A 24,370-nucleotide genomic window follows, 5' to 3' on the forward strand; every position below is an offset into this window, starting at 1 on the left:
GCGCGGGTTGACGGCAAACAACCACCACGTCCAGGCGGGTCGGGTCAGGCCGGGTCCCGCCGGAACACCACCACCAGGACCCGCAGCACCAGCACCACGGCCACGATCAGCAACGCGTACGCCAGCAAGCCGAAGAGGCCGAAGGTCTCGGTGACCTGGGGTCCGCCGTCGGTGCCCAGCAACATGACCGCGAGCACCCCCGCCGCCGCACCGACGAAGGCCAGCAGCGCCTGGTGCACGAGGTCGGTCACCACCCGGCGGTCGCGGGCGTCGGCGAACAACCGGACGTTGACGGTGAACCGTCCGTGTTCGACGGCGTCAGCGATCCGGTCCACCCGCCGCGGCAGCCGGCGCAGCATGGGCAGCAGGGTCACGAGTTCGTCCTCGAGCGACTGTCGCAGGCGTACCGGCTCCACCGACTCGGCGAGCTGGGCACGCCCGGCCTCGCGAGCACCGGCCACCAGATCGAACTCCGGGTCCACCACGGTGAGCGTGCCCTCCAGGGTGGCGAACGTACGGAAGATCGCCGCCACCTGCGGCGGTATACCGAGCCGGTGCGCGGTCACGAGGCGGAACAGCTCGGCGAACGCGGCGGCGCCGGCGTTCGCACCGGGCGAGGCGTACCGAACAATCAGCACACCGAGCGCGCGTTCCAGGGTGCGTTCGTCGATCTCGTCCGGCCGGTCGACCAGCTCCAGCAGCGCGTCGCAGGCCGCCATCGAGTCGGCCCGCCCCAGCGCTGCCAGCAGCCGGCCGACGGCCAGCCTGGTCGTCCCGTCCAGCCTGCCCACCGACCCGAGGTCCAGCATCCCTAGCGAACCGTCGGCGGCGACGAGGACGTTGCCGGGATGCAGGTCGACGTGGAACATGCCGCGGACCAGCACCTGGTCGAAGACCGTCTCCAGCAGGGCGTTCGCCACCTGCCGCCGGCGCTCGGTGCCGAGGGCGGCAAGGGCTTCCTCCGCCGCGCCGAGGGGTGTGCCGTGGAGGCGTTCCATCACCAGGACGCGTTCGGTGGCGAGCCCGGCGTGGGGTACGGGCACCCGGACTTCGCGGGCCGGCCCGTCGGCGAGTGCGGCGGCCATCGCCTGCAGGTTGTCGCGTTCGACGGTGAAGTCGAGCTCCTCACGCAGCGCCTCGGCGAAACCACCGGCGAGGTCTGCAACCCCCAGGGACCGCCCCCAGTCGGTGCGGGACTCGAGCGTGCGGGCCAGCCGGAGCAGGATGTCGAGGTCACGTTCGACGGTCCGCTCGATGCCGGGGCGCTGGACCTTCACCACGACCGGCCGGCCGTCGGGCAGCCGGGCGCTGTGCACCTGGGCGACCGAGGCCGCCGCGAGCGGGGTGTGGTCGAACTCCGCGAACACCTCGCCGACGGGGCGACCGAACTCGGCGACCAGCACCTCCTCCACCTGCGGCCAGGCGATCGGCGCGGCGTTGTCCTGCAGCTGGGTCAGCTCGGTCACGAACTCCGGCGGCAGCAGGTCGCGCCGGGTCGACAGTTGCTGGCCCAGCTTGACGAACGTGACCCCGCCCTCGTCCAGCGCCAGGCGCACCGATCTGGCCAGGTGACGACGCGAGGTCGGTGACTCCAGCCCGCTGTGCCGGTAGCCGCGCAGGAACCGGCCGAGCCCGTGCCGCGCCGCGATGCGCACGATCTGGGAGTACCGCCGCGCCCGGACCATCCGTGACCGCCAGCCGCGCCAGAGTTCGACCGGCCCGGGCAGCGAGCCGTCGGGGACGAGCACCTCGCCGATGACCAGGACGATCATCGCCACCAGGCTGGCGCAGCAGGCGGCGAGCACGGTGAGCAGGATCCCGGACCCCGTGTCGATCGCCTCGGGCCGGCGCACCATCGCGGTCAGCAGCGGGCCGGAGACCGTCAGAGCCAGGGCGGCGGCGAGGACCGTCCGGACCAGGCCGATCCGGACGCCGAGCAGCCGGCGGATGGCCACGGCGAAACCCAGGCCGACGAGGAACAGGGTCGGCAGGAAGAACACGGTCCCCAGCAGCTTCTGCACCGGCTCATCCTGTCAGCGACGGTTTCGTCCTGTGAGTCCTGGTTCTCACCCGGCAACCACCGTGCTCGACCTGGAGGGCAGTGCCGCGCTGCTCGCTGTAGCGGAGGCCGCGTAATCGGTCGACTTCAAGGCCTGTTCGGGAAGGCGCGGAAGGTACGCCTTGGCGGTCAGCCCTGGGCCATGTCGACGAAGCGGGAGTAGTGGCCCTGGAAGGCGACGGTGATGTTGGCTGTGGGCCCGTTGCGGTGCTTGGCGACGATGAAGTCGGCCTCGCCGGGACGGGAGGATTCGCGTTCGTAGGCGTCCTCGCGGTGCAGGAGGATCACCATGTCCGCGTCCTGCTCGATGCTGCCCGATTCGCGAAGGTCGGAGAGCATCGGGCGCTTGTCGGTGCGCTGCTCAGGACCGCGGTTGAGCTGGGACAGCGCGACGACGGGGACGCCGAGCTCCTTGGCCAGCAGCTTGAGGTTTCGGGAGAACTCCGCGACCTCGACCTGGCGGCTCTCCACCCGCTTGCCGGACGTCATCAGCTGGAGGTAGTCGAGGACGATCAACCGCAGGTCGTGGCGCTGACGCAGCCGCCGGCACTTGGCCCGGATCTCCATCAGCGTCATGTTGGGCGAGTCGTCGATGTAGAGCGGCGCGCCGGAGACCTCACCCATCCGCCGGGCCATCCGCGCCCAGTCGTCGTCGGTCATGCTGCCCTGCCGCATGTGGTGCAGCGGGACCCTCGCCTCCGCCGACAGCAGCCGCATGGTGATCTCGGTGCGGCTCATCTCCAACGAGAAGATCACCGACGCAAGGCCGTGCTTGACCGACGCCGCGCGGGCGAAGTCGAGCGCCAGCGCGCTCTTGCCGACACCGGGACGGGCCGCGACGACGATCAGCTGGCCGGGGTGCAGGCCGTTGGTCAGCGCGTCGAGGTCGGTGAACCCCGTGGGCACGCCGACCATCTGCCCGCCACGGGAGCCGATCGCCTCGATCTCGTCGAGGGCAGACTCCATGATCTCGCCGAGGACGGCGTAGTCCTCGCTGCTGCGCTTGTCGGTGACGCTGTAGATCTCCGCCTGCGCCCGGTCGACCACGTCGTCGACGTCACCGTCGCCTGCGTACCCGATCTGGGTGATCTTGGTGCCTGCCTCGACCAGCCGGCGCAGGATCGCCTTCTCCCGCACGATCGCGGCGTAGTAGCCGGCGTTGGCCGCCGACGGCACCGAGGCGATGAGGGTGTGGAGGTAGGGCGCGCCGCCGATGCGCGCCAACTCGCCCTTGCGCTGTAGCTCGGCCGCCACGGTCACCGCGTCGGCAGGCTCGCCCCGGCCGTAGAGGTCGAGCACCGCCTCGTAGACGGTCTCGTGCGCGGGACGGTAGAAGTCGGGGCCGCGGATCTCCTCCACGACGTCGGCGATGGCGTCCTTGGACAGCAGCATGCTGCCGAGCACGCACTGCTCCGCGGCGAGGTCCTGCGGCGGCATCCGGTCGGGTGCACCTTCGACCGCGCGTGGGACAGGGAACTCACTGACACTCACTGCCGCACTACCTCCGACGCTCCACCCGTGACGAACACCTGTGCGACAGTTCTAGCGGCGACCACCGACAACGCGACAAAGGTCGTGCGCGAGCGGACAGGGGTTCGACGTGAGAGGCGACCGTACGCCGGGCAGGGCGGTGAGCGGCAACCCGGTCGTACACAGGGGTTGTGGGTAGCCGGGGGATTGCCTGGGGATTCGCTGTGCACAGCCTGGGGATTTCTCTGTGGAGAAAATTTCGGGGAGCGCGGGATCAGGCGGTTCGCCTGCGAATTCGGCGTCCCCACGCTGTGGACACAACAGCGGTCCGGAGAAAGTGCCCGGCAATTGCTTGCCCGGGCGTGTCGTCCACACCGGGCGCGCCGTGCCCGGTGTCCACACCACGGTCCCCACACCGCCTTGTCCACACCGAGGTGTGGACAGCCGGAAGCCGGAAGCCGGGCCGCGCCCGTAGCGACCCGGTCCACCGGCCCCGGGCCGACGGTCAGCCGCACTCGCGGTACCCGCATCATGGGGACGGCCACTCCCACCCGAGCCACACCCACATCTGCCCGAACCGTGCCGCGATGTCCCCGGAGGTCTCCTGCCCGTGTCCCTCATCCGGCTCCGGAGCGCCCACGACCGGGAGATCCTGCGCTTGGCGGTGCCGGCGTTCGGCGCGCTGATCGCCGAACCCGTCTACCTGTTGGCCGATTCCGCGATCGTCGGCCACCTGGGAACCCCGCAACTCGCCGCCCTCGGCCTGGCCGGCACGGCCCTGCAGACTCTGGTCGGCGTGTTCGTCTTCCTCGCCTACGCCACCACCGCGTCCGTCGCCCGTCATCTCGGCGCGGGCGACCGCCGGTCGGCGCTGGCGTACGGCATCGACGGGCTGTGGCTGGCGCTCGGGCTCGGGGTCCTGCTCGCGCTGGTCGGCACGCTGGCAGCACCGGCCGTGGTCAGCGCCTTCGGGCCCTCACCGCAGGTGCACGAGTTCGCGGTCAGCTACCTGCGGGTGGCGGTGCTCGGCATGCCAGCGCTGCTTCTGACGTTCGCGGGGACGGGCGTGCTGCGCGGGCTGCAGGACACCCGTACGCCGCTGTGGATAGCGGGCGCGTCCTACGTCGGTAACGTCGTGCTCAACGTCCTCTTCGTGTACGGCCTGCACCTGGGGATCGCCGGCTCGGCGTTGGGAACGGTGCTCGCCCAGACTGCCGGAGCCGTGGCGCTGGTCGTCGTGGTGGTCCGGGCCGCCCGCCGGTACGACGCGCCCCTGCGGCCGGACCTGACCGGCATCCGGGCGAGCGCGCACGCCGGCGTACCGCTGATCGTCCGCACGCTGACGCTGCGGGCCGCGCTGCTGGTCACCGCGTACGTCGCCACGTCGTTCGGTGACGTGCCGCTGGCCGCACACCAGGTGGCGTTCACCCTGTGGAACACCCTCGCCATCGCCCTGGACGCGATCGCGATAGCCGGTCAGGCCATCGTGGGACGTTACCTCGGCGGGTCCGACGTGGCCGGTACGCGGGCGGCGACCCGCCGGATGATGGAGTGGGGCGTCGGCGCGGGCGTGGTGTTCGGCGCGGTGGTGGTGCTGGCGCGACCGGCGTACGTGCCGTTGTTCAGCGCCGACCCGGCCGTCCAGGCACTGCTCGCCCAGGCCGTCCTCGTCTTCGCCTGCTTCGAACCGGTCGCGGGGATCGTATTCGTGCTGGACGGCGTTCTCATCGGCGCGGGGGACGGGAAGTACCTCGCCTACGCGGGGCTGGTGACGCTGGTGGCGTTCCTGCCGCTCGCGCTGCTGGTGTACGCCGCCCACGCGGGCCTGCTCGCGCTGTGGTGGGCGTTCGGGGGGTTCATGGTGGCCCGGCTCGCGACTCTCGCGGTGCGGGCCCGAGGCGACGCCTGGCTGGTGACCGGGACCGGCGCAGCCCGGCGCTGACGGCGCTGACGCCGGCCCGCCCGCCGACGGCCCACTCGTACCGGAGAATGACCGAAGGGGCGGCCCCGAGACTTCGGGACCGCCCCTTCGGGCAGCAACGCACTCAGACGCGGCGGGCGGCCGCCGCCTGAGCTGCTCAGGCCGAGACGACCTCGAGCGAGAGCGTGGCGCTCAGCTCCTGGTGCAGGCGAACCGACACCTGATGCGAGCCGAGCGTCTTGATCGGCGTGCCGATCTCGATCCGCCGCTTGTCGATGTCGGGGCCGCCGGCCTCCTTGACCGCCGCCACGATGTCGGCGACGGTGACCGAGCCGAACAGCCGGCCGCTCTCGCCGGACCGCGCCGGCAGCTTCACCGACAGGCCCTCGAGCTGGCTCTTGATCTGCTCGGCGTGCCCGAGGTCGCGGATCTCCCGGACCTCGCGCGCCTTGCGGATCGAGGCGACCTGCTTCTCGCCGCCCTTGGTCCAGCGCATGCCGAGACCACGCGGGATGAGGAAGTTACGGCCGTAGCCGTCCTTGACCTCGACGATGTCGCCCGGAGTGCCCAGACCGGACACTTCCTGGGTGAGGATGAGCTTCATAGCGTGTCAACCTCCTCGTCAGCGCGCGGTGCTGGTGTAGGGCAGCAGGGCGACTTCGCGCGAGTTCTTGATGGCAACCGCGACGTCCCGCTGGTGCTGGGTGCAGTTGCCGGTCACCCGGCGGGCACGAATCTTGCCGCGGTCGGAGATGAACTTCCGCAGCAGAGTCGTGTCCTTGTAGTCGACGTAGGAGATCTTCTCCTTGCAGAACACGCAAACCTTCTTCTTGGGCTTGCGTACAGGGGGCTTGGCCATCGTGGTGCTCCTCCAGGAAGCCCCGCGTCACGCGGGAATGGTCGCGGATGGGAAAGAACGGGATGACGTCGGTGAATCAGAACGGTGGCTCGTCCTGGGATCCGCCGGACTGCTGTCCGCCGCCCCAGGGGTCGTTTCCGCCGGACTGCTGGCCGCCCTGCCGGGCGCCACCGCCGCCACCTTGCTGCGTCTGCCACGGGTCGTCGCCACCGAAGCCGCCCTGTGCACGGCTGGTCCTGGTGACCTTGGCAGTCGCGTTGCGGAGGCTGGGTCCCACCTCGTCGACCTCGACCTCGAAGACCGTCCGCCGCTCACCCTCACGGGTCTCGTACGAACGGGACTTCAGCCGGCCCTGGACGACGACCCGCATACCGCGCTGCAGCGATTCGGCGACGTTCTCCGCCGCCTGCCGCCACACGTTGCAGGTCAGGAACAGCGTCTCGCCGTCCTTCCACTCGTTGCTCTGCCGGTCGAAGGTGCGAGGGGTGGACGCGAGACGGAAGTTGGCCACTGCCGCCCCGGACGGGGTGAAACGCAACTCGGGGTCGTCGACGAGGTTGCCGACGAGTGTGATGACTGTGTCGCCTGCCATGAACGCCTCCCGTGAATCAGCGGGTGTCGGGGCGGATGACCTTAGTCCGCAGCACCGACTCGTTCAGGGTCAGCTGACGGTCCAGCTCCAGGACGACCGAGGGCTCGGCAGTGAGGTCGATCACCGAGTAGATGCCCTCGGACTTCTTGTTGATGTCGTACGCCAACCGGCGACGGCCCCAGATGTCGACCTTCTCCACGGTCCCGCCGCCCTGGCGGACGAGCGAGAGGTACTGGTCGAGGGACGGGCCTACGGTGCGTTCCTCAAGATCGGCATCGAGGATCACCATGACTTCGTAACGACGCATGCGGAACTCCACCTCCTCTGGACTCGGGCGGTCACGGTCTTTCCGTGACAGGAGGGCTTGCGTCAGGTCCGGGTGCCTTCCGCGCCATGGGGCGGGCTCTTTCCAGCGGACCAGGCGCTCAGGTTACCAGGCCGAGGTCGGCGTACAGCGCGGCCAGGGTCGCCGGCTGCCGGAGGGCCCCGAGGTCGGTGTCGGCCGTGCCGTTCCAGTACACCGCGGCGGCCAGCCCGTGGGCTGGGTCGGCGAGGCCGACGCACCAGCTTCGTCCGCCGTGTCCGTATGTGTCCGGTGACGCGTGCGGGCCGTACGTGTGCCCGGCGTACGACGTCCGGAGCAGGAAGCCGAGCCCGCGGTCGACCGTCGCGAGCAGGTACTCGTCGTACGCGCCCGAGACCTGTGGCCGGGTCATCTCCGCGACGGCCGCCTCCGAGCACAGCCGCCCGTCGAGGAACGCCTCGTAGAACCGCCCGAGCTCGCGGATCGGTCCGTGGCCCCCGCCGGTGGGGCGTTCCCAGGTGACCCAGTCCCGGGTGCCGGAGCGGGTGAATCCGGCGATCACCGCGAGTTCGTCGCGCCGAGCGTCGTACTCCTCCTCCGGCATGCCGATCCAGGCCTCCTCGATCCCGGCCGGGCCGAACACCTCCGTACGCACGAACTCACCGAAGCGCCGCCCGGACAGCCGGGAGACCAGCGCGGCGACGATCCACATGGCGACCGAGTTGTAGGCGCTGCGGGTGCCCGGCCGCCACCCCGGCGCGAGCGGCGACGCGCAGATGTCGGCCACCATCCGCTCCGGCGCCACCACCCCGGTGACCGTGCTGGTGAGCCCGGCGGTGTGGGTGAGCAGGTGGCGGACCGTGACGTGTTCCTTGCCGCGGGCGGCGAACTCCGGAAGGTACTTGTGGACCGGGTCGTCGAGGCCGAGCAGGCCGGCATCAACCAGCCTCATCAGGGCCACGCAGGTCACCGGCTTGGTCGCCGAGGCCCACTCCACGACGGTGGAGGTCCGCATGGGTACGCCCGGCCGGGCCTGCCCGAGGGCGAGGTCGAGGACCGTCCGGCGGTGCCCCGGGCCGAGCACCGAGGCGTACACCTGGGCACCGGTGTGCCGGCCCGCCTCGATGCCGCGCCGGATCTCCAGGACGGTACGTGGCGCTGCGTCCATGGCGCCTTCCTTTCTCGCGGCGGACCGCGGGCCGTGGCGGGCGGTGTCGGTGGACCCTCGTAGGGTGCGGTGCATGACCAGCCTGCCGCTCGGAGCGCACGTCGACCAGGAGGACCCGATCGCCGAGGCGCGGGCCCGTTCGGCCGACATCGCACAGTTCTTCCTCGGTGATCCACAGGGGTGGAAAGGCCCGAAGTTCGCCTACGACGGCGGCGCCGAAGCACTGGTGGCCGCCGCGAACGACGCCGGGGTGGGGCTCTACGTCCACGCGCCGTACGTCATCAACGTCGCCACCACCAACAACCGCATCCGCATCCCGTCCCGCAAACTGCTCCAGCAGACGGTGACCGCGGCGGCCCAGATCGGTGCGCTCGGCGTGATCGTGCACGGCGGGCACGTCTCCAAGAGCGACGACCCCGAGGTCGGCTTCGACAACTGGCGCAAGTGCATCGAGCGGATGGACATGCCCTGCCCGGTGCTGATCGAGAACACCGCCGGCGGCGACAACGCGATGGCCCGCCACCTGGACCGGATCGAGCGCCTGTGGGCGGCGGTCACCGACGCCGAGGGCGGGGCCACCGTCGGGTTCTGCCTGGACACCTGCCACTTCCACGCGGGTGGTGAGGAGCTCGGCACGGTCGTCGACCGGGTGAAGGCGATCACCGGGCGTATCGACCTCGTGCACGCCAACGACTCCCAGGACGCCTTCGACTCCGGGCGCGACCGGCACGCCAACTTCGGCTCCGGCAAGATCGCCGGCGACGACCTGCTGGCCGTTGTCCGGGCGGCCGGGGCGCCGGTGATCGTGGAGACGCCCGGCGGCGCCGACGGTCAGGGCGCCGACATCGACTGGCTGCGCCGGCACCTGGACGGTCGGTAGCGGTCCCGGCGGCGGCCGGATTCCTGCTTCCCGGGAAGCCAGCCCGGCCGGGCGCGCGGGCGGCCAGGGACCGGTAGCCTCGCCTGCGTGGTCCTGCGCGTACGAACTCTCACCCCTGCCGAGCATCTGGCCTTCCTGGAGTCCCGGGAGTCGGCCAGCTTCCTCCAGACCCCTGCCTGGGGCGAGGTGAAGCGCGAGTGGCGAGCGGAGTCGGTCGGCTGGGTGGACGCCGGCGACGAGGGTGAGAAGGTCATCGGCGCGGGCCTGGTCCTCTACCGCCGGCTGCCCCGGATGCGCCGGTCGCTCGCCTACCTCCCCGAGGGCCCGGTGATCGACTGGACCGACGGCGACCTGAGCCGGTGGCTGACGCCGCTCATCGAGCACGTGGGTGCGCAGGGCGCCTTCGGGATCCGGATGGGCCCGCCGGTGATCACCCGCCGCTGGTCCGCCGCCACCGTCAAGGCCGCGTTGGCGGAGGAGGGCTCGGCGCCACGCACCCTCGGTGAGGTGACCCCCGACCACAGCGACCACACGGCGCTCGCCGTGGCCGACCAGCTGCGGTCCCTGGGCTGGCGCCCCCCGGCCGAGAACGCCTCCGGCTTCGCAGCCGGGCAGCCGCGTTACGTCTTCCAGCTGCCGCTGGAGGACCGCGACGAGAAGGCCGTCCTGGCCGGGATGAACCAACTGTGGCGGCGCAACATCAAGAAGGCCACCAAGGCCGGCGTCGAGGTCAGCCGAGGCACGGCCGACGACCTGCCCGCCTTCCACCAGTTGTACGTCGAGACCGCCCGGCGCGACCACTTCACCCCGCGCCCGCTTGCGTACTTCGTGACGATGTTCCGCGCCCTCAACGCAGAGAACCCCGAGCGCGCCAAGCTCTACCTCGCCCACCACGAGGGCGAGCTGGCCGCGGCCACCATCGGCGTCCAGGTGGGCACCCACGCGTGGTACTCCTACGGCGCGTCGTCCACGGCCAAGCGCGACGTCCGACCGTCCAACGCGCTGCAGTGGGAGATGATCCGGGACGCCCTGTCCTCGGGCGCGCGGGTGTACGACCTGCGCGGCATCACCGACACGATGGACGAGTCCGACTCCCACTTCGGGCTGCTGCAGTTCAAGCTCGGCACCGGCGGGGAGGCCGCGGAGTACCTCGGCGAGTGGGACCTGCCGATCTCCCGGTTGCTGTACTCCGCCTTCGACCTCTACATGCGCCGACGGGGGTAGCCCGCAGATGTCGCTGACGCTGCACGTCGACTCGGCCCGCTGGCGGGGCCACCTGGACTCCGTCGCCGCGGCGTACCCACGGCTGGTCCCGGTGGTCAAGGGCACCGGCTACGGCTTCGGGCACGCGCTGCTGGCCGCCGAGGCGAGCCGGATGGGCGTGGAGACTCTGGCCGTCGGGACGTACGAGGAACTGGCAGCGGTCCGCGACGAGTTCGCCGGTGACCTGCTGGTCCTGACCCCGATCCGGCCCTTCGACGAGGTGCCGGACGACCCGCGGGTGGTCTCCACCGTGAGCCGGGTGGCCGACCTGCGCTCCCTGGCCGACGGTCCCGGACGCCCCCGCGTGGTCGTCGAGCTGTTCACCTCGATGCGCCGGCACGGTGTGCCCGTCGGCGAGCTCGCCGACGTTGTGAAGCTGCTGGAGGGTGTGCGCTGCGAGGGTTTCGCGCTGCACCTGCCGCTGCCGTCGGCCGGGCAGCACGGGCCGGAGGTCACCACCTGGATCGAACGACTCGCCGACGCCGGGGTGGCGTACGACCGGCTGTTCGTCTCCCACGTGACGGCGGAGGAGCTCGGCACGCTCGCCGCCGCCCATCCCGGCCTGGAGATCCGGTCGCGGATCGGCACCCGGCTGTGGCTGGCCGACCGCGAGGCCTACGCCGCGCGGGCGCACGTGCTCGACGTGCACCCGGTGAGCAAGGGCGACCGGTTCGGCTACCGCGGGCGCCGGGTGCCCGGCGCCGGACATCTCGTCGTCGTCAGCGGGGGCACCGCCCACGGCATCGCGCTGGAGGCGCCGAGCCACGTCGCCGACCTGCGCACCAGAGCCCGGGTGCTGGCCGCCAGCGGGCTGGAGGCGTCCGGCCGGGCGTTGTCGCCGTACACCGTGGCCGGGAAGCGGCGGTGGTTCGCCGAGCCGCCGCACATGCAGGTGAGCGTGCTCTTCCTGCCGGAGTCGGTCGGCCCGCCCGAGGTGGGTGCCGAGCTTGCGGTCAACGTCGGCATGGCGATCACGAAGTTCGACCGCGTCGTTCTCGACTGATCCTCGGCTTCGCTCCCGGCTGTCCGCTAGGCTTCCTCGCGTGATCGGGACCCAGCAGCGATATCGGCGCTGACGCGCCGTCCCCGGGCCGCCCTCGTCAGGGTGCGCCCTCCGCTGCTGACCTCGAAGGATCCCGACCCGTGTCTGCCACCATGGGCGGCTCTGCCGCCGACCGCTCCGGCCTGCTCGCCGACCTCGCCCGCACCACCGACGAGGTGGTGAGCCGTCCCGAGCTCCAGGCCCTGCTCGACTCCGGCCGCCCGTTGCGGATCAAGTACGGCGTCGACTGCACCGCGCCGTTCCTCCATCTCGGCCACGCGGTCAACCTGTGGATGATGCGCCGCCTGCAGGACGCCGGCCACACGGTGGTCTTCCTGCTGGGTGACGTGACCACCCAGGTCGGCGACCCGACCGGCCGCACGGAGACCCGTCCGGTCCTGCCCTGCGCGGAGATCGAGGCGAACGCCGGGGCGTTCCTCGAGCAGGCCGGCATGGTGCTGCGTACCGAGCCGGAGGTGTTCGAGGTACGCCGCAACTCCGAGTGGTACGACACCCTCACCACGCGGGACTGGCTGACCCTGCTCTCCCACGTCACCCACGGCCAGCTGATGGCCCGGGACATGTTCCGCCGCCGGGTCGCCGAGGGCCGCGAGATCGCCATGCACGAGCTCGTCTACCCCGTCCTGCAGGGCTACGACTCGTGGGCAATGCGCTCCGACCTCACCATCGTGGGCAGTGACCAGCTCTTCAACGAGATGCTCGGCCGGCACTACCAGCAGCGGCTCGGCGGCAAGCCGCAGGTGGTGATCACCACGAGGATCACGCCGGGGATCGACGGCCGGGCCAAACAGTCCAAGAGCCTCGGCAACTACGTCGCGCTGACAGACCCGCCGCGGGAGAAGTTCGGCAAGCTGATGAGCATCCCGGACGCGCTCGTCCCCAGCTACCTCGAGGTCTACACGACCGTGCCGATGGCCAGAGTGGATCAGGCGCGGCAGGCGGTGGAACGCGGTGGCCGGGAGGTCCGGGACGCCAAGCTCGGCCTCGCCGAGGCAGTCGTCGCGCGCTACCACGGAGCGGAGCGGGCGGCGGCCGAACGCGAGTGGTTCAGCTCGACGTTCTCCGCCCGGCACGAACCCACCGACGTACCGGTGCTGCCCGTCGCCCCCGGCCGTGCGGACGGTGCGGACAGTGCGGGCGGTGGCGGGCTCACCGTGTGGGACCTGGTCTGCCTCGCCCAGCCGGACCTGAGCCGCAGCGCCGCCCGGCGGCTGGTCGACCAGGGCGGCGTACGCCTGGACGAGCGCGTGCTGGCCGATGTGGACGAGGTGCTGCCGGCCGGCACCGGGGAGGGCGCGCTGCTCCGGATCGGCCGGCGGCGGTGGTTCCGGCTCACCTGGAACGCGGAGTCAGCCTGACCAGCGGCCGGTGAGGTAGGCGGCCGCCCAGATCCCGAACAACGGCACAGCGAGGATGGCGTACGCCCGCCACACCCACGGCCGCCGGACCGCCAGCGCACCCAGGCCGATCCACAGCGGGAACCACAGCAGCGTGGAGCGGGGAACGGAGAAGAACCAGTACGACGTCGCGAACGCCGCCACCTGCACGCCCACCCAGGTGGCCTCGCCCCACCGGCGCAGCGTCAGCAGGACGACCGTGACGACCAGGCCGAGCAGCATGGCCACGAGCTCGGCCCGGAACATCCACTCGAAGTTGGCCCGCAGCGCGTCGCTCACGTCACCGAACGCGGTGTGCCCGATCGCGGCGTTCCACGTGTTGAAGTACGCGTCCCACGGCGGGGTGAACCCGCGGTACCACCCCTGCGACTGGGCGTGGTACCACCGCAGCCAGTCGCCGGTGTTCGCCTGGAGGAAGGCCATGTAGCCGAGCACCGGTACCGCCGGCAGCGCCAGCCACAGCCCGGAAAGCCACTGCTTCCGGCGCCCGGAGGTGAGGAACTCCACCGCCAGCGCGACGACCAGGAAGATGCCCGACACCCGGACCGAGCACGCGCCCGCGGCGAGCACGCCGGCGAGCCACCAGGTGCCCCGGCGGGCGGACAGCCAGGCGGGGATCGCCAGGGCGAGGAACAACGCCTCGGTGTACGGCGCCGCGAGGAAGATCGCGGGCGGGGCCAGCATCCACATCGCCGCGGCGTACCGTCCCGCACCCGGTCCCCACTCGCGGTCGGCGAGCCGGGCCAGCGCGACCGCGGCGACACCTCCGGCGACGAACGACACCACCACGCCACCCACCACGGTGGGAATCCCGACCAGGGCGCCGAGCCGCAACACCATCGGGAAGCCGGGGAAGAACGCCTCGATCGGCGTGCTCCAGCCCGGTGCGAAGTAGCCGAACGTCGCGATCCGGTCGAAGTGCCAGAAGTCCCACTGCTTCCAGGAGTCCCAGAAGCCGGGAATCTTCCCGGTGCCGTGGAACAGCCATGGTCCGGTCATCGCGACCAGCAGGATGCCGACGCGGGTCAGCGCCCACCAGGCCAGCACCCGCAGGTCACCGGGTGCCGGCCGAAGGCGTTCGGGCAACCACCCGAGCCAGGAGGAACCCCGCGGCTCACGCGCGGGCGAGGTGGCGCGGGGTTCGGGCTGCGTGCCCGACGCCGCCCCGGCGGATTCGGCCTGGCCGGCCCGGCCGGCCTGGCCGGACCTCGCGGTGGGCTCGGCCGGACCGGAGCGACCGGCCGCCGGCTCGTTCGCCGGCTCCGACCCGCCCTGCCGGCTCGCCTGGCTCGCCTCGTCCCGCCGGCCCTGCTGGACGGGCCGGTGCGCCTCGCGGTCGGCCGGGGCGGACGTCGGCGCCGGGGTGCCACCCATCGGCGTCAGCGGTGGGGACGGCTCGCCGTACGCAACGCTTCCCGGGCCGTCCAGTTCGTCCGTCCACCAGGGTCGCGGCCGGTGGCCGCGGCCCTGCCCATCCTCGCCGACGCTGTCGCCCGAACGGTTGTCCCGGCCGCTGCCACCGGCCGCCCGGTCGTCGGGTCCGGCGTCGAGCGCCCACTCCGGAGTACTGCGTTCCGGCATGGTCCAGTCCGGTGAGTCCCAGTCCGGCGTGTCCCACGGCGGCGCACCGCCGGCATTGCCCGAACCGCCTGAAACGCCGGCACCTCCGCTGCGCCAGAGGTCCCCTTCGGCTTCGGGCGGGACGTTCTCCCGACGGCGGCGGCCGGGCGCCGGCGCACCTGGCTGGGGCGTCCGGGCGCCCGCCGGCTCGCCAGGACGCGGTGGCGCCAACGCCTCCTGCCAGTCCGGGCCGCCCTCGGCGCGCCGCCTGGCCGGCCGGCTCGGAAACCGGTCACCGGACCGGGACCGCTCGTCCCACCGATCGGGTCCAGCAGGGCCACCGGAACCGCCGCGACCCGCGGCTCGGCCACCGCCAGGACCGCCGTCACGACGGCCACCCTCACCACGACGGCCGCTACCGCGGCCGGGTCCGTCCGGCGGGTCCTCGGTCCACCTGCGTCGGTTGCTCACCGTGCCACACCCTCCTCGTGCAGGGCCCGTTCGGTCGGCTCCGGCCTCCAGGAGCGTCCTCCCCGCCACCAGTCCGCGTCGGCCGCCTCGTCGAAGGGCCCACCGGTCGGGTCGTCGACCAGGTCGCCGGCCCGCACGACGTCGGCGGACGGCCGCAGGATGTCGCGGACCACCAGCACGCACAGGTAGCCGGTGGTCGCCACCCGGACCACGACGGCGAGCCAGTAGAGCCGTCCCGCGCCCCCGGCGGCCAGGCTGCCGGACAGGTGGAGCCAGATGGCCAGCCAGTAGAGGAGTTCGCCGACCTGCCAGATGGTCCAGTCCCGCCACCGCGGCCGGGCCAGAGCCACGAGAGGCAGCAGCCAGAGGACGTACTGCGGTGAGTAGACCTTGTTCACCAGCAGGAACGCCGCGACCGTCAGGAACGCGAGCTGCGCCAGCCGGGGTCGCCGGGGCGCGAACATTCCCAGCGCGGCGATCCCGGCGCAGGCCAGCCCGAACAGCCCGAGGGAGAGCGTGTTCACCGCCTTGACCGGGTGCCCGGCCAGCCCGAGGACGTACCAGATCGACCCGAAGTCGCCCATCCGCGCGGTGTTGAACGACCAGAACACCGCCCAACTACTCTCCGCGAGCAGCATCACCGGCAGGTTCACGACCAGCCACGCGGCCAGCGCCGACAGCGCTGTCGTCGCCCACAACCGCATCCGGCCGGTGCGCAGGGCGAGCACCAGCAGCGGGCCCAGCAACAGCAGCGGGTAGAACTTCGCCGCCACGCCGAGGCCGATCAGGATGCCGGCGAGATACGGGCGTGACCGCGACCAGGCCAGCAGCGCACAGGTGGTGAGGGCGACCGCGGCGAGGTCCCAGTTGATGGTGCCGGCCAGCGCGAGCACCGGTGCGGCCGCGAAGAACAACACGTCGTACGGCCGGCGCAGGCACAGCCGGGCGAGCGCCCACACGGTCACCAGCGCACAGGCGAACAGGAACACGACGGTGAGATCGAAGTACAGCACGCTGTCGCGCATCGCGTCCCCGGACCCGAACGCCTGGGTCAGCCAGGCGGTCACCTGCATCACCACGCCGGTCAGGACGGGGTACTCCAGCGGCGGGTAGTTGCCGGTGTCTAGGTAGGCGAGGTTGCCCTGGGCGAAGCCGCGCTCGCGGTAGAGGTACGGCACGTCGGTGTAGCAGAGATGGCTGAAGGCGAAGCCGGACTCGCGCGGCCAGCCGACGCCGTGACACGGCACCTTCTGGAGTACGCCGAGAACGAACATCCCCGTCGTCACCGCGAACGCCACCGCCAGCGGCGTCCACCGGGTGCCACCCAGGCGTGCGTGCAGACCGACCGGTCCGCCGAGCCAGGTCGTGGCCAGGCGGGCCAGGGGATCCTCCCGGGAGGGACTCCTGCTCACCTGCGCCTCCGTTGGGTCCGGCGTCACGTCGGAGCCCATCGTGCCCTATCGCGCTGACCGGGTGGGCACCCTCCCGGCGGCGCGCCGAACGACCCACCCCGGGTCAACGGGTCCGAACGCCCCCTCGACTCCGGTCCGCGGGGGCCGCCTCCGGTCCGGGCCCAGGATCAGGGGAACGGCCTGTGGGGTCCTTTGGTCTTGGTCGGGCTGGGCGACGAGGTGGGCGTCGGGATGGGGAGAGTGTTGGTCGGCTTGGGTTTCGGACCCGGCGGCTTCCGGGTGAAGGTCGGGGTCGGCGTGGGCGTGTCCGTGGGAGTCGGAGTCGCCGTAGGTGTCGGCGTCGGGGTGGGGGTCGGCGTCGGGGTGAGCGTCGGCCGGGGTTGACGCGGCGGCGGGGTGAAGGTCGGCTTGGGGTTGACGACCTTCCCGAGCTTGGCCGGCGGCGGGAACTGGCGTACCGGCTGGCCGGCCAGTGCCTCACGCATGAACTGCGCCCAGATCCGCGCCGGGTAGCCGCCGCCGAAGAACGTGTTCATCCCGCCCACGTTGTCCAGCGACTCCTTCTTCCCGTCGCCGTTCGCGTCCTTGTAGAACGCCACCGACGCGGACAACTGCGGGGTGTAGCCCACGAACCACGCCGTCTGGTCCTCGTGGGTGCCGGTCTTGCCTGCGGCGGGGCGGCCGAGGTTCTGCGCCGCCTCCTCCGCGCTGCCGTGCTTCACGACGTCCTGCAGCGCGTAGTCGACGTCGCGGACCACCGGCTTGGAGAACTCCCGCTTGTCCTGCACCTTCGTCTCGTGCAGCACGTTGCCGCCCGGCGCGGTGACCTTGTCCACGAGGTGCCACGGCGCGCGCCTGCCCTCGGCCGCGAACGTCGCGTAGGAGTTGGCCATGTCCATCGGGGACACCGACGCGAAACCGAGTGCGATCTTCGCGTGCTTCTCCAGGCCGGGAGAGTTCGCCGGGACGCCTGCGCGCACGGCCGCGTCGTACACCGCCGGCGGGCCGATCTTGTTGACGGTGAGATCGACGTAGGCGGTGTTGATCGAGTCGCGGGTGGCCTTCATCAGGTCGACGTAGCGGCCGTAGTCGCGGTTGAACTCGTTGCGCACCTCGTCACCGTTGTCGAGCTCGAACGGCGAGTTGCCGGCGAACCGGCTGCGCAGGGACACACCGTCCTCCAGCGCGGCGGCCAGGGCGAACGACTTGAACGTCGAGCCCGGCTGCAGCTTGGCCTGGGTGGCGTCGTTGAACTGGCGCTTGATGTAGTCCTTCCCGCCGTACATCGCGACCACCTCGCCGGTGCCCGGACGCACGGCGGCGCCGCCCGCGTACACACCCTTGGCGTTCTTCTTCGGGAAGTTCTTCGCGAACGCGTGCTGCATGGCGCGCTGAGCCTTGGCGTCGACGGTCGTGGTGACCTGCAGGCCGCCGGTCTCGATCTGCTGCTCGCTGTAGCCGAGCTTGACCAGTTCCTTGCGTACCTGCGTGACGAGATAACCGCCCGGCCCGGCGTAGTTGCTGCTCTTGCGGATCGGCTTGATCTTCGGCAGCGGCTCCTGGGCGGCCTGGGCGGTGGACAGGTGCCCGAGCTTGGCCATCCCGCCGAGCACGTAGTGGTAGCGCGCCTCGAGCCGCGGACGATTGGTCGGGTCGACCGCCGGGTCGTAGATGGACGGTGCCCGCAGCAGGGACGCCAGCACCGCCGACTCCGGGGGCTTGAGCTCCTGCACATGCTTGCCGAAGTACGCCTGCGACGCGGTCTCGATGCCCCACGCGCCGCGGCCGAAGTAGCTGGTGTTGAGGTAGTTCTGCAGGATCTCCTGCTTGGACAACTGCCGCTGGACCTTCAGGGTGATGAAGAGTTCCTTGACCTTGCGGGTCCAGGTCTGTTCCTGGGTCAGGTAGTAGTTCTTGACGTACTGCTGGGTGATCGTGGAACCACCCTGGACGTTCTGACCCCGCGCGGTGTTCCACGCGGCGCGGACGATGCCGCTCGGCGAGACGCCGCGGTCGGTCCAGAAGCTGCGGTTCTCCGCCGCGATCACCGCGTCCTGGGTGTTCTTGGGCACCTGGTCCAGCGGCACGGAGATGCGGTTCTGGGCGTGGAAGGAGCCCAGAATGTTCCTGCCGTCGTTGTAGTAGATCGTCGTGGTGTTCGAGTCCAGCATCGCGTTCGGGTCCGGGACGGACGTACGCGCGTAGCCGATCACGAACGCCGCGACGCCCAGGATGGCGAGCCCGAGGAAGGCGAACAGGCAGCCGAGCAGAAAGCGCCGCAGGCGCCGCCTGGGTCGCCTGGGTCGCCTGTGGGCTTGGCGGTGCCCGCGAGGTCCCCGTTCCCCGCGTTGCTCGCCGTAGACGTCCACTGTGGTGTGGTCGTCGGCATACCTGTCTTCGTGTCTGCGTGTCACGGTGTCGTTCCAGGGGTTGCCCGACAGCGGATTGGCGATGCCGAGGGTACGGCAGATAGCCGGGCTAGGAGTACTCGTCCTCGACTGTGCGCTGCCGGCGCGGCGGTCGCCGTGGCACACCGTCACCGAGGACGTACGAAAGTGTGAGGTGGTTCCACGAGCAACTCTGGCAGACCTCGATGACGTAGACCCGGAACTCGCCGTGTTCGCGGGCCATCCGCTCCAGTTCGGGCGTCTGCCGAATCCGGCCGGAGTACTGGCCGAGCTCGTCACCGAAGACGTAGGTGACGTGGGTCAGCTTCTCCTTCCGGCAGATCGGGCAGGGCCGGTCGGTTGGTTCCCCGTGAAACTTCGCCGCTCGGAGAAGGTAGGGATCGGCGTCGCACACGTCCTCCATCACGGTCGCGTGGCCACCACGTAGCGCCCGCAGCGTCGCCTTCCTCTGCAGGCTGTAATCGACCACCGACCGTTGGGACCACATGCCAACGAGAGTACGGCCTTCGGCTGGAGCGTCGAGTGCCGCGGCGCGAGTGCGGCGATCAAACCTGCCGATCGGCCCGGCCACCATCGGTCCCGGGACGGCCACCTCTTGCGCTGCCGTACCGCCCGGCTCTATCGTCCGAACATCTCGGCACGATGTATCAGTTCGATATGTGCAAAGGGTGCGAGTCCGGCAGACCGGACATCGCGGTGCGGCGCCACCTGGAGGCGCCGAACAGGGAAACAGGGACGGTGAGACGTATGGCACGCCGCGGCGGCGTCCTCGAGCTCGCGGTCCTTGGCCTCCTGCACGAGGCGCCGATGCACGGGTACGAGCTGCGCAAGCGCCTCAACGCGAGGTTCGGATGGGGACGCGCGCTGTCCTACGGCTCGCTCTACCCCTGCCTGAAGTCCCTTCTCGCCCGGGACTGCGTCCGCGAGGACTCCCCCGCCGACGGCGACGACCGGACCACCGCCGGCACCGCCGCCCGGCGACGGGCGCGGATCGTCTACCGCCTCACCCCTGCCGGAGAGCAGCGCCTCACCGAACTGCTGGCCGAGGGGGGTCCGTCCGCCTGGGACGACGACAACTTCGGCGTCCGCTTCGCGTTCTTCGCGCGTACGGACGCGGCCGTGCGACTGCGCATCCTGGAGGGCCGGCGCCGGCGGCTGGAGGAGCGCCTGGACCGCACCCGGGCCCAGCTTCACCGTACGCAGGAACGCCTCGACACCTACGCCGTCGAACTCCAGCGACACGGCGTGGAGTCCGTCGAGCGGGAGGTGCACTGGCTCAGCGACCTGATCGCCTCCGAACGCGTGGGCCGCCCGGCCGTCACAGACCGGGCCGCTCCTGGGTACTACCCCACCGAAGAGCACCGCACCGAAGAGCACCGCACCGAAGACCACCACATCCAGGTGCACCGCACCCAAGAGCACCGACCAGACCGAGGAGAGGGTTCATGAGCCCGCAGTCGATCCGGGTTGCCATCGTCGGCGTGGGAAACTGCGCGACATCACTGATCCAGGGAGTCCACTACTACCGCGACGCCGACCCCTCCCAGAAGGTGCCGGGGCTGATGCACGTGCGGTTCGGCGACTACCACGTGCGGGACGTGGAGTTCGTCGCCGCGTTCGACGTCGACGCCAAGAAGGTGGGCCTCGACCTCGCCGACGCCACCCGGGCCAGCGAGAACAACACGATCAGGATCTGTGACGTACCGCCGACCGGGATCACGGTGCAGCGCGGTCACACCCTGGACGGCCTCGGGAAGTACTACCGGGAGACGATCAGCGAGTCCGAGCAAGAACCGGTTGACATCGTGGCCGCACTGCGCGAGGCCGAGGCCGACGTGCTGGTCTCCTACCTGCCGGTGGGTTCGGAGGCGGCGGACAAGTTCTACGCGCAATGCGCCATTGACGCGGGGGTCGCGTTCGTCAATGCCCTGCCGGTGTTCATCGCCACCGACCCGGAGTGGGCGGCGAAGTTCACCGAGGCCGGGCTGCCGATCGTCGGCGACGACATCAAGAGCCAGGTCGGTGCGACGATCACACACCGCGTGCTGTCCAAGCTGTTCGAGGACCGCGGCGTCGTGGTGGAGCGCACGTACCAGCTCAACTTCGGCGGCAACATGGACTTCATGAACATGCTGGAGCGGGACCGGCTGGAGTCGAAGAAGATCTCGAAGACCCAGTCCGTGACGTCGCAGATCCCGCACCATCTGGAAAAGCGCAACGTACACGTGGGTCCGAGCGACCACGTGCCCTGGCTGGACGACCGCAAGTGGGCGTACGTACGGCTGGAGGGCCGGGCGTTCGGCGACGTCCCGCTCAGCCTGGAGTACAAGCTGGAGGTCTGGGACTCGCCCAACTCCGCCGGCATCATCATCGACGCGATCCGGGCGGCGAAGATCGCCAAGGACCGCGGCATCGGCGGGCCGATCCTGTCGGCTTCATCGTACTTCATGAAGAGCCCGCCGGAGCAGTACTCCGACGACGTGGCGCGGGAGCTGGTGGAGAAGTTCATCCGCGGAGAGGTCGAGCGCTGAGCGAGCGGAGTGGCCGGCGAGGAACGAGCCGTCCGCGCAGCAAGCGAAGCCGAGACCTCGACCATAGGACCGGAGGTCGAGCGCTGAGCGAGCGGTCGAGCGCTGAGCCGGCTGCTCCACCTACCCTGCTGGAGTGCGGCTTCTGCGCGACCTCACGACCCTGCTGAGGCACCGCTTCTTCCGGCGGCTGTTCGCCGTCCGGCTGGTCTCGCAGTTCTCCGACGGGGTTTTCCAGGTCGCGATCGCGTCGTACGTCCTGTTCTCTCCCGAACGCCAGCCGTCCGCCACCGCGATCGCCGTCGGTTTCGCGGTGTTGTTGTTGCCGTTCTCCCTGCTCGGACCGTTCTGTGGTGTGCTGTTGGACCGCTGGTCGCGGCGACAGACCATGGTGTGGTGCAACGCCGTTCGCGCGGTGGTGGTGCTGCTCGTCCTGGCGGTGACGCGTGGGGGCGGCGAGGGACCGTTGTTCGTCCTCGCCGTCCTCGCCTGTCTGTCTGTCAACCGCTTCTTGCTCGCCGCGCTCTCGGCGGCCCTCCCTCACGTGGTCTCGAACGAACGCCTGGTGCTGGCCAACGCGGTCACGCCGACCTGTGGGACGCTCGCCTACCTCGTCGGCCTGGGCGTGGGCTCGACCGTGGCCGCCCTGGGGTGGGGAGCCCCGGCAACCGCGGAGTACGTCGTGCTGGTCCTCGCCAGTCTGGGCTATGCCGCCGGCGCGCTGCTGGTGCTGCGGATCCCGCGACCGATGCTGGGTCCCGACCTCGCGGCGGCACACGCCGAGGTCGCCGCGACGGTCCGGCACGTGCTGCACGGCCTGGCCGACGGGGCGCGGCACGTGGTGGCGTGCCGGCCGGCCGCCTTCGGCCTGGCCGCGATCGCGGTCCAGCGGTTCTTCTTCACCTTATGCACGGTGGCGATCATCCTGCTCTACCGCAACTACTTCGGCGCGGGTGACGCCGCCGCGGGGATCGCGGGCCTGGGCACCGCGGTGCTGGTGTCCGGGCTGGGGTTCGGTTCGGCGGCGCTGCTCACGCCGATCGCGGTCCGGCGGATTCGGAAGGAGGCCTGGATCGCGGTGCTCCTCCTCGTCGGGGCCGTCGCGGTGGTCGTGCCGGGCACCTTCTTCACCGTGCCCGCGGTCCTGGTGACCGCGTTCGTCCTCGGGCTGTGTGCCCAGGGCGTGAAGATCTGCGTGGACACACTGGTGCAGGAGTCCGTCGCCGACGTCTACCGCGGCCGGGTCTTCTCGTTGTACGACGTCTTGTTCAACGTCGTCGTCGTGCTCGCCGCCACCTGCGCCGCGCTCACGCTGCCGCCGACCGGGCGGTCGTACACCGTGCTTGCCGTCACCGCGGTGACCTACGTCGCCGCCGCGGTCGGCTACGCCCGGCTCACCGGCGTCGGCCTGCGCCCGCGTACCCCGGCCTCCTCCGAGTCAACCGCAGATTGACAAAGGGGCCGCTGGCAACGGTCAGGCCCTGGCTTCCGGCTGCTCCGACCACCAGCGCAGCAGCTCGGCGCGGACCGCTTCCTTGTCCAGCCGGCCGTGGTCCAGGCGGACCTCCAGCAGGTGCTTGTACGCCCGGCCGACCACCGGACCGGGCGGGACCCCCAGCGTCTCCATGATCTCGTTGCCGTCGAGGTCGGGCCGGATGCTGGCAAGCTCCTCCTCCTCGGCCAGCCGCGCGATCCGCTCCTCCAGCTGGTCGTACGTGCGCTGCAGGGCGGCTGCCTTGCGCCGGTTGCGGGTGGTGCAGTCGGCCCGGGTGAGCACGTGCAGCCGGTTCAGCAGCGGACCGGCGTCGCGGACGTAGCGGCGTACGGCGGAGTCGGTCCACTCCCCGCCGCCGTACCCGTGGAAGCGCAGGTGCAGCTCCACCAGCCGGGACACCGCGTCCACCTGGTCACCGGAGAACCGCAGCGCACGCATCCGCTTGGTGGTAATCCGGGCGCCCTTGACCTCGTGGTGGTGGAAGGTGACCCGGCCTCCGTCCTCGAACCGCCGGGTCGCCGGCTTGCCCACGTCGTGCATCAGCGCGGCGAACCTGGTCACGAAGTCCGGGCCGCCGTTGCCGATCCGCCCCTCCATGGCGATCGCCTGGTCGAGGACGGTGAGGCTGTGTTCGTACACGTCCTTGTGCCGGTGGTGCTCGTCGAGCTCCAGCCGCAGCGCGGGCAGCTCGGGCAGGACGTGGTCGGCCAGCCCGGTGCCCACGAGGAGCTCCAGCCCGGCACGGGGGTCGGCGCCGAGGACCATCTTCACCAGCTCGTCCCGGACCCGCTCGGCGGACACGATGGTGATCCGGTCGGCCATCGCGTGGATCGCCGCCACCACCTCCGGCGCCACCGAGAAGCCGAGCTGGCTGGCGAACCTCGCCGCCCGCATCATCCGCAGCGGGTCGTCGGTGAAGGAGTCCTCCGGCCGGCCGGGTGTACGCAGGACCCCGGCGGCCAGGTCGGTCAGCCCGCCGAACGGGTCGACGAAGGCCCGGTCGGGGAGGTTGACCGCGAGCGCGTTGACGGTGAAGTCGCGCCGGCCGAGGTCCCCCTCCAGGGTGTCACCGAACGTGACCGCGGGCTTGCGGCTGTCGGGGTCGTACGCCTCCGCGCGGAACGTGGTGATCTCGATCGTCCAGTCGCCCTTGCGGGCGCCGATCGTCCCGAACTCGCGGCCGATGTCCCATACCGCGTCGGCCCAGCCGGTGAGCAGGCGTTCGACCTCGACGGGCCGGGCGCTGGTGGTGAAGTCCAGGTCGAGGCCGAGGCGGCCGAGCAGCGCGTCACGGACGGAGCCGCCGACGAGCGCGAGCTGGGCTCCGGCCGCCTGGAACCGGGCGCCGAGTTCGTCGATCACGGGGGCGATTCGCAGGAGTTCTCGTACTCCGCGTTGCTGGGCCTCGCTCAGGTGGTCGGTCGACACGGGAGGCAAGCGTACGGCCTCGGGTGTGCCGGTACGCCGTGGCGGGCGCGGACCGAGTCAGGCACCCCGCATAGGGACATGCCCTAGCATCG

Annotated in this window: 20 protein-coding genes; 8 read left to right on the forward strand and 12 right to left on the reverse strand. The window is 71.1% G+C overall.

From position 1 onward, the window contains the following. Positions 1-44: 44 nt before the first annotated feature. Together BLU27_RS05270 and dnaB are read right to left on the reverse strand one after the other, a co-directional pair. Positions 45-2,021, reverse strand: a complete 1,977-nt coding sequence (locus tag BLU27_RS05270; RefSeq protein ID WP_197681694.1) for an ABC1 kinase family protein — start codon at positions 2,019-2,021, stop codon at positions 45-47. 167 nt (positions 2,022-2,188) lie between these two features. Then, positions 2,189-3,496: a replicative DNA helicase gene (gene dnaB, locus BLU27_RS05275; RefSeq protein WP_092651067.1), complete on the reverse strand. Its 1,308-nt coding sequence runs from the start codon at positions 3,494-3,496 to the stop codon at positions 2,189-2,191. Between the two features lie 643 nt (positions 3,497-4,139). Here dnaB and BLU27_RS05280 point away from each other — a divergent pair. Continuing rightward, a complete protein-coding gene (locus tag BLU27_RS05280; RefSeq protein ID WP_241827792.1) occupies positions 4,140-5,471 on the forward strand; it encodes an MATE family efflux transporter in 1,332 nt (443 codons plus the stop codon). 136 nt (positions 5,472-5,607) lie between these two features. Here the strand turns inward: BLU27_RS05280 and rplI are convergent, their stop codons facing one another. The 5 genes from rplI to BLU27_RS05305 form a co-directional block, all read right to left on the reverse strand. Then, positions 5,608-6,054, reverse strand: coding sequence for a 50S ribosomal protein L9 (rplI, locus tag BLU27_RS05285; RefSeq protein ID WP_092651071.1), 447 nt, complete (start codon positions 6,052-6,054; stop codon positions 5,608-5,610). Positions 6,055-6,072: 18 nt separating this feature from the next. Next, positions 6,073-6,309 (reverse strand): 30S ribosomal protein S18, encoded by a 237-nt coding sequence (gene rpsR / locus BLU27_RS05290; protein WP_092651073.1) that lies wholly within the window; start codon positions 6,307-6,309, stop codon positions 6,073-6,075. A gap of 76 nt (positions 6,310-6,385) precedes the next feature. Continuing rightward, positions 6,386-6,901, reverse strand: coding sequence for a single-stranded DNA-binding protein (locus tag BLU27_RS05295; RefSeq protein ID WP_092651075.1), 516 nt, complete (start codon positions 6,899-6,901; stop codon positions 6,386-6,388). A gap of 16 nt (positions 6,902-6,917) precedes the next feature. Then, on the reverse strand, positions 6,918-7,208 hold the full coding sequence (gene rpsF, locus BLU27_RS05300; RefSeq protein WP_092657202.1) for a 30S ribosomal protein S6: 291 nt from the start codon (positions 7,206-7,208) through the stop codon (positions 6,918-6,920). A 118-nt stretch (positions 7,209-7,326) separates the two neighbouring features. After that, positions 7,327-8,373, reverse strand: a complete 1,047-nt coding sequence (locus BLU27_RS05305) for a serine hydrolase domain-containing protein (protein WP_157728246.1) — start codon at positions 8,371-8,373, stop codon at positions 7,327-7,329. Between the two features lie 73 nt (positions 8,374-8,446). Here BLU27_RS05305 and BLU27_RS05310 point away from each other — a divergent pair, with 73 nt between their 5' ends. From BLU27_RS05310 to tyrS, 4 genes are all read left to right on the forward strand, one after another. Further along, positions 8,447-9,253 carry a deoxyribonuclease IV gene (locus BLU27_RS05310; protein WP_092657204.1) on the forward strand — a complete coding sequence of 269 codons (807 nt, stop codon included), beginning with the start codon at positions 8,447-8,449 and terminating at the stop codon, positions 9,251-9,253. A gap of 87 nt (positions 9,254-9,340) precedes the next feature. Further along, the gene (locus tag BLU27_RS05315) at positions 9,341-10,477 is read left to right on the forward strand and encodes a lipid II:glycine glycyltransferase FemX (protein WP_092651079.1); all 1,137 of its coding nucleotides are present in this window, start codon (positions 9,341-9,343) and stop codon (positions 10,475-10,477) included. A 7-nt stretch (positions 10,478-10,484) separates the two neighbouring features. Continuing rightward, positions 10,485-11,519 (forward strand): alanine racemase, encoded by a 1,035-nt coding sequence (locus tag BLU27_RS05320; RefSeq protein WP_092651081.1) that lies wholly within the window; start codon positions 10,485-10,487, stop codon positions 11,517-11,519. Positions 11,520-11,659: 140 nt separating this feature from the next. Continuing rightward, entirely contained in the window at positions 11,660-12,937 is a 1,278-nt protein-coding gene (tyrS, locus tag BLU27_RS05325; RefSeq protein WP_241827793.1) for a tyrosine--tRNA ligase, read from the forward strand. Here the strand turns inward: tyrS and BLU27_RS30230 are convergent. From BLU27_RS30230 to BLU27_RS05345, 4 genes are all read right to left on the reverse strand, one after another. Beyond that, on the reverse strand, positions 12,929-14,557 hold the full coding sequence (locus BLU27_RS30230; RefSeq protein ID WP_241827794.1) for a mannosyltransferase family protein: 1,629 nt from the start codon (positions 14,555-14,557) through the stop codon (positions 12,929-12,931). The genes tyrS and BLU27_RS30230 overlap by 9 nt on opposite strands. Positions 14,558-15,003: 446 nt before the next feature. Continuing rightward, positions 15,004-16,419: a glycosyltransferase family 87 protein gene (locus BLU27_RS05335; RefSeq protein WP_241827795.1), complete on the reverse strand. Its 1,416-nt coding sequence runs from the start codon at positions 16,417-16,419 to the stop codon at positions 15,004-15,006. A 167-nt stretch (positions 16,420-16,586) separates the two neighbouring features. Continuing rightward, positions 16,587-18,833 (reverse strand): transglycosylase domain-containing protein, encoded by a 2,247-nt coding sequence (locus BLU27_RS05340; protein WP_157728248.1) that lies wholly within the window; start codon positions 18,831-18,833, stop codon positions 16,587-16,589. A 64-nt stretch (positions 18,834-18,897) separates the two neighbouring features. Next, positions 18,898-19,314, reverse strand: a complete 417-nt coding sequence (locus tag BLU27_RS05345) for a DUF5318 family protein (protein WP_092651087.1) — start codon at positions 19,312-19,314, stop codon at positions 18,898-18,900. Between the two features lie 260 nt (positions 19,315-19,574). Here BLU27_RS05345 and BLU27_RS05350 point away from each other — a divergent pair, with 260 nt between their 5' ends. The 3 genes from BLU27_RS05350 (at position 19,575) to BLU27_RS05360 (ending at position 22,808) form a co-directional block, all read left to right on the forward strand. Then, a complete protein-coding gene (locus BLU27_RS05350) occupies positions 19,575-20,276 on the forward strand; it encodes a PadR family transcriptional regulator (RefSeq protein WP_092651089.1) in 702 nt (233 codons plus the stop codon). Next, on the forward strand, positions 20,273-21,358 hold the full coding sequence (locus BLU27_RS05355; RefSeq protein ID WP_092651091.1) for an inositol-3-phosphate synthase: 1,086 nt from the start codon (positions 20,273-20,275) through the stop codon (positions 21,356-21,358). Before BLU27_RS05350 ends, BLU27_RS05355 begins: the two co-directional genes overlap by 4 nt. Positions 21,359-21,491: 133 nt before the next feature. Beyond that, positions 21,492-22,808 carry an MFS transporter gene (locus BLU27_RS05360; RefSeq protein WP_092651093.1) on the forward strand — a complete coding sequence of 439 codons (1,317 nt, stop codon included), beginning with the start codon at positions 21,492-21,494 and terminating at the stop codon, positions 22,806-22,808. A 21-nt stretch (positions 22,809-22,829) separates the two neighbouring features. Here the strand turns inward: BLU27_RS05360 and BLU27_RS05365 are convergent, their stop codons facing one another. Next, positions 22,830-24,278: a CCA tRNA nucleotidyltransferase gene (locus BLU27_RS05365; RefSeq protein WP_241827796.1), complete on the reverse strand. Its 1,449-nt coding sequence runs from the start codon at positions 24,276-24,278 to the stop codon at positions 22,830-22,832. Positions 24,279-24,370 lie beyond the last annotated feature (92 nt).

It is taken from the genome of Actinopolymorpha singaporensis (assembly GCF_900104745.1).
GTDB classification, from domain to species: Bacteria; Actinomycetota; Actinomycetes; order Propionibacteriales; family Actinopolymorphaceae; genus Actinopolymorpha; species Actinopolymorpha singaporensis.